Annotated in this window: 14 protein-coding genes and 1 pseudogene; 7 read left to right on the top strand and 8 right to left on the bottom strand. The window is 68.0% G+C overall.

Going from position 1 to position 14,635, the window contains the following annotated elements; all coding sequences use genetic code 11:
* Nucleotides 1-15: 15 nt before the first annotated feature.
* Nucleotides 16-909: a rhomboid family intramembrane serine protease gene (locus tag NW895_RS30330; protein ID WP_289939583.1), complete on the top strand. Its 894-nt coding sequence runs from the start codon at nucleotides 16-18 to the stop codon at nucleotides 907-909.
* Nucleotides 910-1,168: 259 nt separating this feature from the next.
* Here the strand turns inward: NW895_RS30330 and crgA are convergent, their stop codons facing one another.
* A complete protein-coding gene (crgA, locus tag NW895_RS30325) occupies nucleotides 1,169-1,423 on the bottom strand; it encodes a cell division protein CrgA (RefSeq protein WP_289939581.1) in 255 nt (84 codons plus the stop codon).
* A 151-nt stretch (nucleotides 1,424-1,574) separates the two neighbouring features.
* Between crgA and NW895_RS30320 the strand changes: the two genes are divergently transcribed.
* The 6 genes and pseudogenes from NW895_RS30320 (at nucleotide 1,575) to NW895_RS30295 (ending at nucleotide 5,785) form a co-directional block, all read left to right on the top strand.
* A complete protein-coding gene (locus NW895_RS30320) occupies nucleotides 1,575-2,354 on the top strand; it encodes a DUF881 domain-containing protein (protein WP_289939579.1) in 780 nt (259 codons plus the stop codon).
* A gap of 26 nt (nucleotides 2,355-2,380) precedes the next feature.
* A complete protein-coding gene (locus tag NW895_RS30315; RefSeq protein ID WP_289939578.1) occupies nucleotides 2,381-3,049 on the top strand; it encodes a class E sortase in 669 nt (222 codons plus the stop codon).
* A gap of 4 nt (nucleotides 3,050-3,053) precedes the next feature.
* Nucleotides 3,054-3,273, top strand: a pseudogene (locus NW895_RS30310) (hypothetical protein).
* A complete protein-coding gene (locus NW895_RS30305; RefSeq protein WP_289939577.1) occupies nucleotides 3,270-3,908 on the top strand; it encodes an aminodeoxychorismate/anthranilate synthase component II in 639 nt (212 codons plus the stop codon). The pseudogene NW895_RS30310 and the gene NW895_RS30305 overlap by 4 nt, the downstream one beginning before the upstream one ends.
* A complete protein-coding gene (locus NW895_RS30300; protein WP_289939576.1) occupies nucleotides 3,905-5,020 on the top strand; it encodes a class E sortase in 1,116 nt (371 codons plus the stop codon). Before NW895_RS30305 ends, NW895_RS30300 begins: the two co-directional genes overlap by 4 nt.
* A gap of 12 nt (nucleotides 5,021-5,032) precedes the next feature.
* Nucleotides 5,033-5,785, top strand: a complete 753-nt coding sequence (locus NW895_RS30295; RefSeq protein WP_289939575.1) for a class E sortase — start codon at nucleotides 5,033-5,035, stop codon at nucleotides 5,783-5,785.
* On the opposite strand, the gene NW895_RS30290 is transcribed toward NW895_RS30295, so the two are convergent.
* The 7 genes from NW895_RS30290 to NW895_RS30260 form a co-directional block, all read right to left on the bottom strand.
* Nucleotides 5,777-6,742, bottom strand: coding sequence for a restriction endonuclease (locus tag NW895_RS30290; protein ID WP_289939573.1), 966 nt, complete (start codon nucleotides 6,740-6,742; stop codon nucleotides 5,777-5,779). The two genes, NW895_RS30295 and NW895_RS30290, sit on opposite strands and share 9 nt — an antisense overlap.
* A gap of 203 nt (nucleotides 6,743-6,945) precedes the next feature.
* On the bottom strand, nucleotides 6,946-8,943 hold the full coding sequence (gene pknB, locus NW895_RS30285) for a Stk1 family PASTA domain-containing Ser/Thr kinase (protein WP_289939571.1): 1,998 nt from the start codon (nucleotides 8,941-8,943) through the stop codon (nucleotides 6,946-6,948).
* A gap of 187 nt (nucleotides 8,944-9,130) precedes the next feature.
* On the bottom strand, nucleotides 9,131-10,600 hold the full coding sequence (locus tag NW895_RS30280; RefSeq protein WP_289939569.1) for a penicillin-binding protein 2: 1,470 nt from the start codon (nucleotides 10,598-10,600) through the stop codon (nucleotides 9,131-9,133).
* Complete coding sequence (locus NW895_RS30275) at nucleotides 10,597-12,033, bottom strand: FtsW/RodA/SpoVE family cell cycle protein (RefSeq protein ID WP_289939567.1); 1,437 nt, start codon at nucleotides 12,031-12,033, stop codon at nucleotides 10,597-10,599. The genes NW895_RS30280 and NW895_RS30275 overlap by 4 nt, the downstream gene beginning before the upstream one ends.
* A 27-nt stretch (nucleotides 12,034-12,060) precedes the next feature.
* On the bottom strand, nucleotides 12,061-13,599 hold the full coding sequence (locus NW895_RS30270) for a Stp1/IreP family PP2C-type Ser/Thr phosphatase (protein WP_289939566.1): 1,539 nt from the start codon (nucleotides 13,597-13,599) through the stop codon (nucleotides 12,061-12,063).
* Nucleotides 13,600-13,719: 120 nt separating this feature from the next.
* On the bottom strand, nucleotides 13,720-14,229 hold the full coding sequence (locus NW895_RS30265) for an FHA domain-containing protein (RefSeq protein ID WP_289939565.1): 510 nt from the start codon (nucleotides 14,227-14,229) through the stop codon (nucleotides 13,720-13,722).
* Between the two features lie 10 nt (nucleotides 14,230-14,239).
* Nucleotides 14,240-14,635: FHA domain-containing protein (locus tag NW895_RS30260; protein WP_289939564.1), on the bottom strand; the 396-nt coding region annotated here is incomplete at its 5' end.

Here is a 14,635-nt window from a genome sequence, read left to right as displayed (position 1 = left end):
GATTTGGGGGACCTCATGGACCAGGCAGCAGGGGGCAGCCCGCAGGGAGGCGCCCAGAGCCTGCCCGTCTGCTACCGCCACGCGGACCGCGAGACCGGCATCCGCTGCACCCGCTGCGAACGCCCGATCTGCCCCGAGTGCATGGTCAGCGCCTCCGTCGGCTTCCAGTGCCCCGACTGCGTCCGGGGAGGTTCCGGCACCGGACACGCCCCCGACGCCTCCCGGCCCCGCACCCTCGCGGGCGGCACCGTCACCGCCGACCCCCGCCTCCTCACCAAGATCCTCATCGGGATCAACGTCGCGGTGTTCATCGCCGTGCACGCCTGGCCGTCCCTGCTGGACGACCTGTTCCTCCTCGGCGTGTGGCCGCCGGCTCCGTACACGCCCACCGAAGGCGTCGCGGAGGGCGAGTGGTACCGCCTGGTGACCTCGATGTTCACGCACAACGAGATCTGGCACATCGGGTTCAACATGCTGAGCCTCTGGTGGCTCGGCGGCCCCCTCGAAGAAGCCCTCGGCCGCGCCCGCTACCTCGCCGTCTACTTCGTCTCGGGCCTGGCAGGCAGTGCCCTGGCGTATCTGCTGGCCTCCCCGACCACGGCCACGCTCGGCGCCTCCGGCGCCATCTTCGGCCTGTTCGGTGCCACCGCCGTCCTCATGCGCCGGCTCAACTACGACATGCGGCCGATCATCGCGCTTCTGGTGATCAACCTGATCTTCACCTTCAGCCCCGGCTTCAACATCTCCTGGCAGGCCCACATCGGCGGCCTGGTCGCCGGCGTCGTCACCGGCTACGCCATGGTCCACGCCCCGCGCCGGCGGCGCGCACTCGTCCAGTACGGGACCTGTGCGCTGGTCCTCGCCGTGGTCGTCGCCTTGACCCTGTTGAGGACGGCCCAGCTCACCTGAGCGCCCGCGTTGTCCACAGCCTGTGGCGGATCTTGTGCACAGGGTGCGGGAACAAGTGTGCCCCCTGTCACCGACCCATGTTTGCGCAGGTCAGGCAGGGGGCGAACGCTCATTCGATGAGTAGTACTTCGGTCATACCGGCGTCAACACCCAGGGAGTTATCCACAGATCGTCTTTTCTTTCCCCAGCGTGTGGACAGCGGCTGTGGATAACTCACCGGATAGCCCTGGGCAGAGCTGTGTTCACCGGAAAGCGGCCGCTACTTCCACTGCGTGGAGACGCCGAATCCCGCGGCGATAAAGCCGAATCCCACCACGATATTCCAGTTGTCCAGCTTGTCGATGGGCAGCGAACCGTCGGTGACGTAGAAGACGACGATCCAGGCCAGACCGATCAGGAACATCGCCAGCATGACGGGCGCGACCCAAGCCCGGCTGTCCAGCTTGATCGCGGTCGTCTGCTTCGACGGCGGCGGCGTGTAGTCGGCCTTCTTGCGGATACGTGACTTCGGCACGAGGGTCTCTCCTGTCGATGCGCTGCGTGGCCGCGCAGGTAACTGGGTCGGGCTCGGGCGGCGCCCAAGGACGTCTGACGGGGACTCTGAGCGCTCCCCCGGGCGTCCGTTAGCGTAGTGCTTCCGTGGCGCCGAAGGAGATAAGGGTACGTTGAGCAATTCTGCCGACTCCCCCGGGACGGGAGCCAGCCCCGCCCGTGGACGCCGTTTCCGGGCCGTGCGGGTGCTCACGGCGGGTGTCTTCGCTCTCGCGGGGCTCCTCTTCTTCACCAGCTTCAACACGGCCAAGGGCACCAATATCCGCACGGACACGTCGCTGCTCAAGCTCTCCGACCTCATCCATGAGCGCAGCCGCAAGAACGGCGAGCTGGACGAGTCCAACGGGGCCCTGCGCGACGACATCGAGTCCCTCGCCGAGCGTGACGACGGCAGTACCAAGGCGGAGGACGACAAGCTCGCGGCGCTGGAGAGGAACGCGGGCACGCAGAAACTGAGGGGCGAGGCCGTCACGGTCACCCTCAACGACGCCCCGCCGGACGCCACCGCCAAGCTCCCCGGCTATCCGGAGCCGCAGCCCGACTACCTGGTGATCCACCAGCAGGACCTGCAGGCCGTGGTGAACGCGCTGTGGCAGGGCGGGGCCAAGGGCATCAAGGTCATGGACCAGCGGCTGATCTCCACCAGCGCGGTGCGCTGTGTGGGCAACACACTGATCCTTCAGGGGCGTGTCTACTCACCGCCGTACAAGATCACGGCGGTCGGTGACCCGGAGAAGCTGAAGAAGGCGCTCGCCGCGTCCCCGGCGATCCAGAACTACATGGTGTACGTCAACGTCTACGGACTCGGCTGGAAAGTCGAGGACGACGGCACGGTGACTCTGCCCGGCTACTCGGGCACAGTGGATCTGCACTACGCACAGCCCGTGGAGTGAGCCCATAGCCCTTTCAGGAGCTGCCGGTGCGTGTCGTGGTCAGGGCCGTCAGCGAACTGTGCATCACCGTCGGCAGCGTCATCGTCCTGTTCGTGGTCTACGTGCTGTTCTGGACCGGCGTACGGGCGGACGACGCCATGGACCAGCAGATCGACGTCCTGCGGGACCAGTGGGCGCGGGGGGCCCCAGGCCCGACCGCCGATCCCGCAAGCCCGGCGCCGTACAAGAGCGGCAGGCCGTTCGCGATCATGTACATCCCGCGGCTTGGTTTCACGTGGAACAAGCCCGTGCTGGAGGGCACCGGCACCGGCACCCTGAAGAAGGGTCTCGGCCACTACGCGAGGACCGCCCAGCTGGGCCAGAAGGGCAACTTCGCGGTCGCCGGGCACCGGCGGACGTACGGCGATCCGTTCAAGGACTTCCCGGAACTGCGCCGCGGTGACGCGGTGGTGCTCAGCGACGGGGTGACGTGGTTCACGTATCGGATCGACAAAGGGCCCTACAAAACCGTTCCGACGGACATCGAGGTGATTGATCCTGTCCCACGTAAGTCGGGGTACACGCGTCCTGGCCGCTATCTGACGCTGACCACGTGCGATCCGGAATGGGGGCACAGTCACCGGCTGATCGTCTGGGCGCACCTGGACTCCACGCAGCCTGTGGAGGCCGGGAAACCGGAGGCTCTGCGCCGTTAGTCTGGTGACGTACGGCGTGAGTCTGGTGCCGTGGTACGACGAATGGGACCGGAAGGGACGGCATGTACGGCTGGATCTGGCGGCATCTGCCGGGCAACGTGTGGGTGAAGGCGCTGATCTCACTCGTCCTGGTCCTGGCCGTGGTCTACATCCTCTTCCAGTACGTCTTCCCGTGGGCCGAACCGCTGCTTCCCTTCAACGATGTGACGGTGGACAACCAGTGAGTGCGCGGATTCTCGTCGTCGACAACTACGACAGCTTCGTCTTCAACCTGGTGCAGTACCTGTATCAGCTGGGCGCCGAGTGCGAGGTGCTGCGCAACGACGAGGTGTCGACGGGGCACGCCCAGGACGGTTTCGACGGTGTGCTGCTGTCGCCGGGCCCCGGTACGCCGGAGGAGGCGGGTGTCTGCGTCGACATGGTGCGGCACTGTGCCTCGACCGGGGTGCCCGTCTTCGGTGTGTGCCTCGGGATGCAGTCGATGCAGGTGGCGTACGGCGGTGTGGTGGACCGTGCGCCGGAGCTGCTGCATGGCAAGACCTCGCTGGTCGAGCACGAGGGCAGGGGCGTTTTCGCCGGGCTGCCCTCGCCGTTCACGGCGACGCGCTATCACTCGCTGGCCGCCGAGCCGGGCACCGTGCCGTCCGATCTGGAGGTCACGGCCCGGACGCACGACGGCATCATCATGGGCCTGCGTCACCGTGAACTCCCCGTGGAGGGCGTGCAGTTCCACCCGGAGTCGGTGCTGACCGAGCACGGGCACCGGATGCTGGCCAACTGGCTGGTGGAGTGCGGCGACCAGGGGGCGGTGGCGAGGTCGGCGGGGCTGGCCCCGGTGGTGGGCAGGGCCACGGCGTGACCGCGCTGCGCCCCGAGCGCGAGTCCGGCGCCGCCTACGGAGAGGTGTACGGGGAGTCCTTCTCGGACGTCACGGGGGAGCCCTTCGCCGCGCAGCAGCCGTACGAGGGGTCCGGGGCGCTCGGGGAGTGGTACGGGCAGGAGGCCGCTGCCGAGGGCTACGAGCCGTATGTGCCGCCCGTCGACGAGGAGACGGTGGCGCTGCGGATCCCCGACCCGCCGGCGGGGACGGGCGACGACGGGTCTGTGACGCCGTCTGGCGCTTCCTCCGCCGCATCCACGGCATCGGCCGCGGCGGGCGGCCGCGCGGCCCGCAGAAAGGCCGCCAAGCGGCGTCACGGGCGTCATGGCGGCACCTCCCGTCCGGAGCCGACGCCCGCGCAGGAGCCCCGGGCGCCGTTGTCCCGTGTGGAGGCGCGGCGGCAGGCCCGGGCGCGCAAGCCGAGTGCGGGCGTCGTCGCGAGCCGGGTGATCGGCGAGGTGTTCATCACGACCGGCGTGCTGATGCTGCTGTTCGTCTCGTACCAGTTGTGGTGGACGAACGTCCGGGCGCACGCGCAGGCCGACAGGGAGACCAGCAGCCTGCAGGACGACTGGGCGAGCGGCAAGCGCGCCCCGGGTGTGTTCGAGCCGGGGCAGGGTTTTGCCATCCTGCACATCCCGAAGCTGGATGTGGTGGTGCCGATCGCCGAGGGCGTCAGCAACAAGGGTGTGCTGGACCGCGGCATGGTCGGGCATTACGGCGAGGGTCGGCTGAAGACGGCGATGCCGGATGCGAAGACCGGCAACTTCGGGCTGGCGGGGCACCGCAACACGCACGGTGAACCGTTCCGGTACATCAATCGGCTGAAGCCGGGCGATGCCATCGTCGTCGAGACGCAGAACAAGTACTTCGTCTACAAGATGGCCTCGATGCTGCCGGTGACACCGCCGGACAACACGAGCGTGCTGAACCCCGTCCCGCCGGGGTCCGGATTCACGAAGCCCGGCCGCTACATCACCCTCACGACGTGCACGCCGGAGTTCACCAGTAAGTACCGGTTGATCGTCTGGGGCAAGATGGTCGAGGAACGGCCGCGCAGCAAGGGCAAGCCGGATGCGCTCGTCAGTTAAGGGCAGATGAACGTGGCAGCGACCACCGACGACACCGATTACGAAGAGCACACGGACGCGCCCGAGTCCCCGCCGCGGGCACGCCGCCGTCCCGGCCGGATCGCCATGGCCGTCAGTGTCTTCGGTGAACTCCTCATCACCGGGGGCCTGGTCCTCGGCCTGTTCGTCGTCTACTCCCTGTGGTGGACGAACGTGGTCGCGGACCGCGCGGCGGACAAGCAGGGTGACAAGGTCCGTGACAGCTGGTCCCACGAGTCGACGGGGCCCGGTGCGCTGGACACCAAGAACGGCATCGGCTTCCTGCACGTCCCCGCGATGAGCAAGGACGAGATACTGGTGGAGAAGGGCACGTCAACGAAGATCCTCAACGACGGCGTGGCCGGCTACTACACCGATCCGGTCAAGGCGACGCTGCCGATGTCCGGCAAGAACGGCAACTTCTCACTGGCCGCCCACCGGGACGGGCACGGCGCCAAGTTCCACAACATCGACAAGATCGAGAAGGGTGAGCCGATCGTCTTCGAGACGAAGGACAAGTGGTACGTCTACAAGGTGTACGCGGTCCTTCCCGAGACCTCGAAGTTCAACGTGAAGGTGCTGTCGGCGATCCCGAAGGAATCCGGGAAGAAGAAGGCCGGCAAGTACATCACCCTGACGACCTGCACTCCTGTCTACACGAGCCGGTACCGGTACGTCGTGTGGGGCGAGCTGGAGCGGGTGGTGAAGGTGGACAGCGAGCGGACGCCGCCGGCGGAACTACGGTGACGTCTGTCGCAGCGCCTTGAGCGGAACTCCGGCGCTGCTGAAGTTGCAGGTGGCGACGAACAGTGCGATGTCGACGGGGCCGACGGCTCGGGCGGCGCCCGCGAATTTCTGCATGTCGGCACTGGGGACGGTCCGGCGACCCGCTCGGTTCTTGCACTGGACCGCCACGCTGCGCCCGTCGGCCGTGCGCCCGGTGATGTCGATGCCCCGGTCGCTGTGGGCCTGTCGCACGACGACGTTCGTACATCCGTCCCGGCGCAGTAGCTCGGCGACGTGACGTTCGAACGCCTGCCAGGTCATGGCCGCGATGGACGCCCTGACCTGGTCGGTCGGAGCGTCTCCTTCCAGGGTGCTGATCCGACGGTGGTGCCAGCACAGCTTGCGCTCGACGGTCTCGATCTCCTGGCGGAGTTCGATGAGCTCGCGGCGGTGTTCCCCGGCGGTGGCGATCAGGGTGTTGAACATCGGCACGACCGTCTTGCCGAGGATGTGGGTGATGCGCTGGTCGATGCGGTCGTCGAGCGAGACGAGATCAGTTGGGGCTGGGTTTTCCACAGGCTGTGCACGGGCCGCGTACTCCATGTCCAGGAGGTAGACACGCACCTGACGTGCGACTTCGCTGTCCCGGAGGAGCATGGCGATGTTGAGGACGGCGCGGCGGGAGAAGAGCGCAAGGGACCGTGTGCGCGACTGGATCCCACTGAGCTCCTTGAAGGAGCTCAGTTCTGTACCTGTCATGACGCGGTAGCCGTTGGCCTCCAGCTCCGTACGGTGGTCGAGTACGAGGGAGCGGATGGCCTTGATGCCCACCTGAAAATAGGAGGCCACCATCGCCGTCGTCACATGCATCCCGTCCGGCAGCAGCGACAGAACTTTGACCCTGTCGAGCACGTCCGTGCGGTCCAGGACGCTGTTGCGCAGGCTCTTCGACTCCAGCAGCGCCGATTCGTTGATCATGTTCTGCCCCTCCGTTCACGGTGTGGCCGTCTGGCCGGGGCAGAGCTCCGACACCCCACCCCACCCGCACAACGAGCTGGGGGATCCGAGGGTGCGGTCGACCTTCGTACGTGAGTCGGAGGATGTGCCGGATCGCAAAGGGGCGTTTCCCGGGTTGTCCCGGGAAACGCCCCTTGTGGGTCGGCGTCCGACAGCAGGACCCGTCAGCCGAACGGGCCGCCGAAGATTCCGCCGTTGTTGTTGCCGCCGTTGTTGTTGCCGCCCTGGTCCACCGTGATCAGGTCGACGCGTGAGTCCCGCTCCACGGTGCTGCCCTGGCCCGGGTTCGAGCTGACGACGACGGCATCGTCGTTCTGGGAGCCGGCGATGTTGCCGACCTGAAGGCCCGCGTCCTCGATCAGCTTCTTGGCGTCCTTGAGCTTCTGGCCTTGGATGTTCGGAACCTGCGTCTGCTGGTTCTCGGGTGCCTTGCCGATCTGGATGTTCACCGACGAGTTCTTGTCGACCTGGGTGTTGGCAGCCGGGTTGGTCCCGATGACCTTGCCGACGAGGTTCGGGTCGTCCGTCTCCACGTCGACGCAGGTGCCGACCAGCTCGTTGGCCGACATCTGGGCCTTGGCCTCGTCGCAGGACTTGCCGGAGACGTCGGGCACGGTGGACTTCTCCACGGCCTTGGCGATGGTGAGGGTGATCGTCGATCCCTTCTCCACCTCCTTGCCCTTGATCGGGTCCTGGTCGAGGACGGTGCCCGCCTCGTCCGTGGACTCCCGCTCCTCCGTCTTGATCTTGAACTGGTAGTCGTCGGCCGTCAGCTTGGTCGTGGCGTCGTCGAGGCTCAGGCCGATCACGCTGGGCACCGTCACCTTCGGCGCGCCCGCCGAGACCACCAGGTTGACCGTGGAGTTCTTCTTGACCTCGGTCTTGAAATCGGGGTCCTGGTCGCAGATGTTGCCCTTGCTCTGGGACTCGCAGGGCTTCTCCGTGACCGATCCGACCTTCAGGTCGCTGTTGGTCAGCAGTTTCTTGCCGTCCGCAAGCTTCTGGCCGACGAGGTTGGGAACAGTGACCGTGTCGTTCCCCACACCCCCGTTCCCGCTGAACGCCCACCTGCCGATCAGGATCGCGCCGACGAGGACCAGGATGCCCGCCACGACCAGCAGGATCGTGGAGGTGTTCGACTTCTTCTGCTGGCGCCGGCGGTCGGGCCGGTCGTCGTAGCCGTAGCCGCCGTCGTCCGGGTTCATCGGCGGCAGCATCGTCGTGGCGCCCGCGCCGGAGGTGGCGCGCAGGGCCGTCGTCGGCTGGTCGTCGGGGTGGTTGCCGTAGCCCACCGAGCCCATGGCGGCGGTGGCGGCGACGGGCTGGCCGTCGAGGCAGGCCTCGATGTCGGCGCGCATCTCGTCGGCCGACTGGTAGCGGTAGTCGGGGTCCTTGACCAGCGCCTTCATCACGATCGCGTCCATCTCGGGCGTGATCTCGGGGTCGAAGACGCTCGGCGGCTGTGGTTCCTCCCGCACGTGCTGGTAGGCGACCGCGACCGGGGAGTCACCGACGAAGGGCGGGCGGACGGTCAGGAGCTCGTACAGCAGGCAGCCGGTCGAGTACAGGTCGGAGCGTGCGTCGACCTGCTCGCCCTTGGCCTGCTCCGGGGAGAGGTACTGGGCGGTGCCGATGACGGCGGCGGTCTGCGTCATCGTCATGCCGGCGTCGCCCATGGCGCGGGCGATGCCGAAGTCCATCACCTTGACCTGGCCGTTGCGCGTCAGCATGACGTTGGCCGGCTTGATGTCGCGGTGGACGATGCCGTTGCGGTGGGCGTACTCCAGGCCCTGGAGGATGCCGATGGTCATCTCCATGGCTCGCTCCGGCAGCAGTTTGCGGCCGGAGTGGAGGAGCTCACGGAGCGTGGAGCCGTCGACGTACTCCATGACGATGTACGGGATCGAGACCCCGTCGATGTAGTCCTCGCCCGTGTCGTAGACCGCGACGATCGCGGGATGGTTGAGCGAGGCGGCCGACTGGGCCTCCCGGCGGAACCGGGCCTGGAAGGAAGGGTCGCGCGCGAGGTCGGCGCGCAGTGTCTTCACCGCCACGGTGCGGCCGAGGCGGGTGTCATGCGCGAGGTAGACCTCGGCCATGCCACCACGGCCGAGCACCTGGCCCAGCTCGTACCGGCCGCCGAGGCGACGCGGCTCTTCCATAGCTACCTACCAGCCCTCTCCGTCTGTCCCGACCGGCACACACTTGTACGGTCGGAGGCTGCCGTCCGGGCCTACCGTACCCGGCTCGTTTTGTGTGACCTGGCGAAGCCCGTCACCTGATACAGGACCGGTATCGCAACGTGCATCGATGTGAAGCAGACGTGAGCGGTGTCACTTCTCGCTGTTGTCACTTCTTGCTGTTGATGACTGCCTCCATCACTTTCTTCGCGATGGGGGCCGCGAGGCCGCCGCCCGAGATGTCGTCACGGACGGCGTTCTCGTCCTCGACGACCACGGCCACGGCGACGGGCGAGCTGCCGTCGCTGAGCTTGGCGTATGAGATGAACCACGCGTACGGGTTCTTGCTGTTGTTCTCGCCGTGCTGGGCGGTACCGGTCTTGCCGCCCACGGTGACGCCGGGGATCTGTGCGTTCGTGCCCGTGCCCTCCTTGACGACCGTCTCCATCATCGACTGCAGGATCTGGGCGTTCTCCGAGGACAGCGGCCGGCTCAGTTCCTGCGGGTCGGTCTTCTCGATGGGGTCGAGGTTCGGGGCCTGCAGTTCGTCGACCATGTACGGCTTCATCAGCTTGCCGTCGTTGGCGACGGCCGAGGCGACCATGGCCATCTGCAGCGGGGTGGCGGCGGTGTTGTACTGGCCGATGGACGACAGCGCGGTCTGCGAGGCGTTCATGTCGTCGGAGAAGACCGAGGCGCTGGAGCGGACCGGGGTGAACTGTTCCTCGGTGAAGCCGAACTTCTTGGCTTCGGCCAGCATCTCGTCGTTGCCGAGGTCGGCGCCGATCTTGCCGAAGACGGAGTTGCAGGACACCCGCAGTGCCTCCCGCAGGGTGGCGTTCTTGCAGGGGATGTTGCCCTCGTTCTTCAGCGGGGTGGTGGTGCCCGGCATGATCCACGGCAGCGGCGAGTTGGTCTTGGTGTCCGCGGACTTGTACAGGCCGTTCTCCAGGGCGGCGGCCGCCGTGACCACCTTGAAGGTGGAGCCGGGCGGGTACACCTCGCGCAGCGCCCGGTTCAGCATCGGGTCGTTGGGGTTGTTCTTCTTCTGCAGGTTCTTCCAGGCCTTCGCGTCCGAGTCGCTGCCGCCCGCGATCGTCGAGGGGTCGTACGACGGGTAGGAGGCCAGCGCCAGGATCTTGCCGGTGGACGGCTCCAGGGCGACCACGGCACCCTTGCCGCGCGCCTTCAGGCCGTCGTACGCGGCCTTCTGCGCGTCGGCGTTGAGGGTGGTGACGACGTTGCCGCCCTCCTTCTTCTGGCCCGTGATCATGTCGAGCGTGTTGCGGAAGAAGAGCCGGTCGTCGTTGCCGGTGAGGATGCCGTCCTCGATGGACTCCAGCTGGTTCGCACCGTAGGCCTGCGAGACGAAGCCGGTGACGGGCGCCCACATGGCGCCGTTCTTGTAGGTGCGCTTGTACTTGAAGTCGCCGGAGGTCGTGGTGTGGCCGGTGATGGCGCTGCCGTCGACGATGATGTCGCCGCGCGGGGTGGCGTACCGCTCGATGGCGACGCGGCGGTTGTTGTCGTCCGTCTTCAGGCTGTCGGCCTTGACGTACTGGAGCCAGTTGTCGCGGATGAGCAGGGTGAGGACGAGGAGGCCGCAGAAGATCGCGATCCGGCGCAGGGGTTTGTTCACGGTCGGACCACCTGGGTCATCTCGGCGTCGGGGTTGCCGGCGGGGGCGGGGGCCGGCCGGCGGGCGGTGTCGCTGATGCGCAGCAGGATGCCGATGAGGGCCCAGTTGGCGATGACCGAGGAACCGCCGTAGGCCAGGAACGGCATCGTCATACCGGTCAGCGGGATCAGGCCCATGACGCCGCCGGCGACGACGAAGACCTGGAGGGCGAAGGCGCCGGACAGGCCGATGGCGAGCAGCTTGCCGAACGGGTCGCGGGCGGCGAGGGCGGTGCGTACGCCGCGTTCCACGATCAGGGCGTACAGCAGCAGCAGCGCCATGATGCCGGCCAGGCCGAGTTCCTCGCCGAAGGTGGCGAGGATGAAGTCGGAGTTGGCGGCGAAGCGGATCAGGTCGGAGTGGCCCTGGCCCCATCCGGTGCCGAGGGTGCCGCCGGAGCCGAAGGCCCACAGTGCCTGCATGGCCTGTTCGGAGTGGCCGACCTGGCCGGCGCGGGAGAGCGTGTACTCGCGCATGGGGTTGAGCCAGGCGTCGACGCGCTGCTGGATGTGCGGTTCGAAGCTGGCCACGCCGACGGCGCCGACGGCGGACATCAGCAGACCGAAGACGATCCAGCTGGTCCGTTCGGTGGCGACGTACAGCATGATCACGAACATGCCGAAGAACAGCAGCGACGTACCGAGGTCGGTCTCGAAGACGAGGATCAGGATGGAGATCGCCCAGACGACGAGGATCGGGCCGAGGTCGCGGCCGCGCGGCAGGTACAGGCCCATGAAGCGGCGGCTGGCCAGTGCCAGGGCGTCGCGCTTCACCATCAGGTAGCCGGCGAAGAAGATCGCGAGCACGATCTTCGCGAACTCACCGGGCTGGATGGAGAACCCGGCGACCGAGATCCAGATCTTCGCGCCGTAGATGTTCTTGCCGAGGCCGGGTACGAGGGGCAGCAGCAGCAGGAACAGCGCGCCGACCATGGAGATGTAGGTGTAGCGCTGCAGGACGCGGTGGTCCTTGAGGAAGATCAGCACGACGATGAACAGGGCGATGCCCATCGCCGTGTACAGCAGCTGGCGGGGTGCGGCCGTGCCGGCTTGTTCGATCTGCTGCAGCAGCGGGGACTGGTCCAGTCGCCAGATGGCGACCAGCCCCAGGCCGTTGAGCAGGGTGGCCACCGGCAGCATCAGCGGGTCCGCGTACGGGGCGAACTTCCGTACGACGAGATGGCCGACGCCGGCCAGCAGGCCGAGGCCCAGGCCGTAGCTCAGCAGGCCGGAGGGCACCTCGTCGTTGATGGCCAGGCCCACGTTGGCGTAGGCGAAGACCGGGATGACGACGGCGAACACCAGCAGCGCGAGCTCGGTGTTGCGCCGGCTCGGCGCGCCGATCGCGCCGATGGTGGACGTGTGGTGCGTCGGCGAGTTCGTAGTACTGCTCATCGTGTGACAGGGCCTCTCACGGCTTGCCTACTGCTTACCGCACAGCGAGACGACCTTCTGCTCCTCCTCCGAGAGGCTGGGGCCGGGGCTGGGAGTGGGTGCGGTCGGGGTCGGGGACGGGGTCGCCTGCGTCGAACCGGAGGGGTTCGGCGACGGCGTGGCCTTGGACGTGAGGGAGGTGCGGGTGGTTCCCGTGGTGCCTCCGGCCTCGCCCTGGCCCGTCTCGGAGTTCTTCTCGCTCTCTGCGGCGCGCCGCTGCGCCTCCTTCTTGCACGCGGAGGCCTGCACCGACAGCTCTTCGATTTTCGCCTGGGCGTTCTTCAGGTCGCCCTCGGCGATGGTCGCCTCGACCAGCTTCTGCTGGTACGGGGGCAGGTACTTGAGTTCGATCTCGGGGTGGTCTTTCTCCACCTTCGACAGCGACACCCAGGCCAGGTCCTGGCTGATGCCCCGGTACAGCGCGACGTGCTCGTCGTTGGTGCCGACGTAGTACTGGGTCTGTGTCCAGCGCCAGCCGCCGTACAGGCCGCCGCCGATGACGGCGAGGGCGAGGGCGCTGTAGAGGGATCTCTTCAGCCACCTGCCCTTCCTGCGGGGTTTGACGAAGTCGTCGTCGTCGTAGCCGAAGCCGGCCGCGGGGATGTAGCCGGTGGTGTCGCCGCTGCCGGGCGGGCCGAACTCGCCTCCCCCGCCGCCCTGTCCGGGCACGTGACGGCCGAGGCCTGCGGCGCGGCCGGCCGGGGTCTGCATGATGCCGTTGTCGTGCAGCTGGTGCTGGTTCTCGGCGACGGCGCCGACCACGACCGGAGTGTCGGACAGCTGTCCGGCGAGGGTGTCGCCGGTGTCCAGGTCGAGGACGTCGGCGACGATGACGGTGATGTTGTCGGGGCCGCCGCCGCGCAGCGCGAGCTGGATCAGCTCCTGCACGGTCTCCTGGGGGCCCTGGTAGCTGGCGAGGGTGTCCTCCAGCGTCTGGTGGGAGACGACGCCGCTCAGTCCGTCGGAGCAGATGAGGTAGCGGTCGCCGGCCCGGACCTCGCGGATGGACAGGTCGGGTTCGACGTGGTCGCCGCTGCCGAGGGCGCGCATCAGCAGGGAGCGCTGCGGGTGGGTGCCCGCCTCCTCCTCGGTGATGCGGCCCTCGTCGACCAGGCGCTGCACCCAGGTGTGGTCCTGTGTGATCTGCGTCAGCACGCCGTCGCGCAGCAGGTAGGCGCGGGAGTCGCCGACGTGGACCAGGCCGAGTCGCTGGCCGGTCCACAGCAGCGCGGTCAGTGTGGTCCCCATGCCCTCCAGGCTGGGGTCGTCCTCGACCATCTGGCGCAGCTGGTCGTTGGCGCGCTGTACGGCCGTGCCGAGGGAGGTGAGGATGTCGGAGCCGGGCACGTCGTCGTCGAGGGCGACGATGGTGGAGATCACCTCGGAGGAGGCGACTTCGCCGGCCGCCTGGCCGCCCATGCCGTCGGCGATGGCGAGCAGGCGTGGGCCGGCGTAACCGGAGTCCTCGTTGCCTTCCCGGATCATGCCTTTGTGCGATCCGGCGGCGAAGCGCAGTGACAGACTCATGCGCACCTCGCCCGTCGGCTCCGGGTACATCCGCACGGTGCCCACCCTCCGGTCGGGAGCGCGCCGGGGCCCTGGGTTCGGACCGCCGCTGCGTGCTCGCTCCGCTCGCTCATTGTCGTACTACTTCCGCAGCTCGATGACGGTCTTGCCGATGCGGATCGGCGCGCCCAGCGGGATCGGTGTGGGGGTCGTCAGCCGGTTCCGGTCCAGGTACGTGCCGTTGGTGGAGCCCAGGTCCTCGACGATCCACTGGCCGTCGCGGTCCGGGTAGATCCGGGCATGGCGGCTGGAGGCGTAGTCGTCGTCCAGCACGATCGTCGAGTCGTGGGCACGGCCCAGGGTGATGGTCTGGCCCTGCAGCGCGACGGTGGTGCCGGTGAGCGTGCCCTCGGTCACGACCAGCTTGGTGGGGGCGTTGCGGCGCTGGCGGCCGCCGCCGGACTGCTGGCGCTGCTGCGGCGGCGCCTGGCGCGCGGTCTGCTGCGGACGGGCGGCCTCCCGGCGCGACCCGCGCTGGGTGACTCGCGTACCGAACAGGTCGCTGCGGATGACCTGCACGGCCACGATCACGAACAGCCACAGAACGGCCAGGAAACCCAGCCGCATGACCGTGAGGGTCAGTTCTGACATTGCCCCCGGATCACCCTTCGGCTTGCCTATAGATAACGGTGGTGCTGCCCACGACGATCCGCGAGCCGTCGCGGAGCGTAGCGCGGGTGGTGTGCTGCCCGTCCACCACGATGCCGTTGGTGGATCCGAGATCCTGGATCGTCGAGGGCGTTCCGGTCCGGATCTCGCAGTGCCGGCGGGAGACGCCGGGGTCGTCGATCCGCACGTCGGCTTCGGTGCTGCGGCCCAGCACCAGCGTCGGGCGGGAGATCTGATGGCGGGTGCCGTTGATCTCGATCCAGTGGCGGGTGCGTCCGCCGGTCGCGGCCGGGGGTGCGGCCGGGGGCCGCTGGCCGGCTGCGGGCTGCGGGTAGCCGTAGCCGCCGGGGCGGCTGCCGGGCGGCGGCGCGGGCGGCATGGGCGGGGC

It is taken from the genome of Streptomyces sp. S.PNR 29, from assembly GCF_030386795.1.
Lineage (GTDB): Bacteria > Actinomycetota > Actinomycetes > Streptomycetales > Streptomycetaceae > Streptomyces.
The sequence above is the reverse complement of the archived record's forward strand: the minus strand, read 5'-3'. Positions and strand labels throughout refer to the sequence as shown.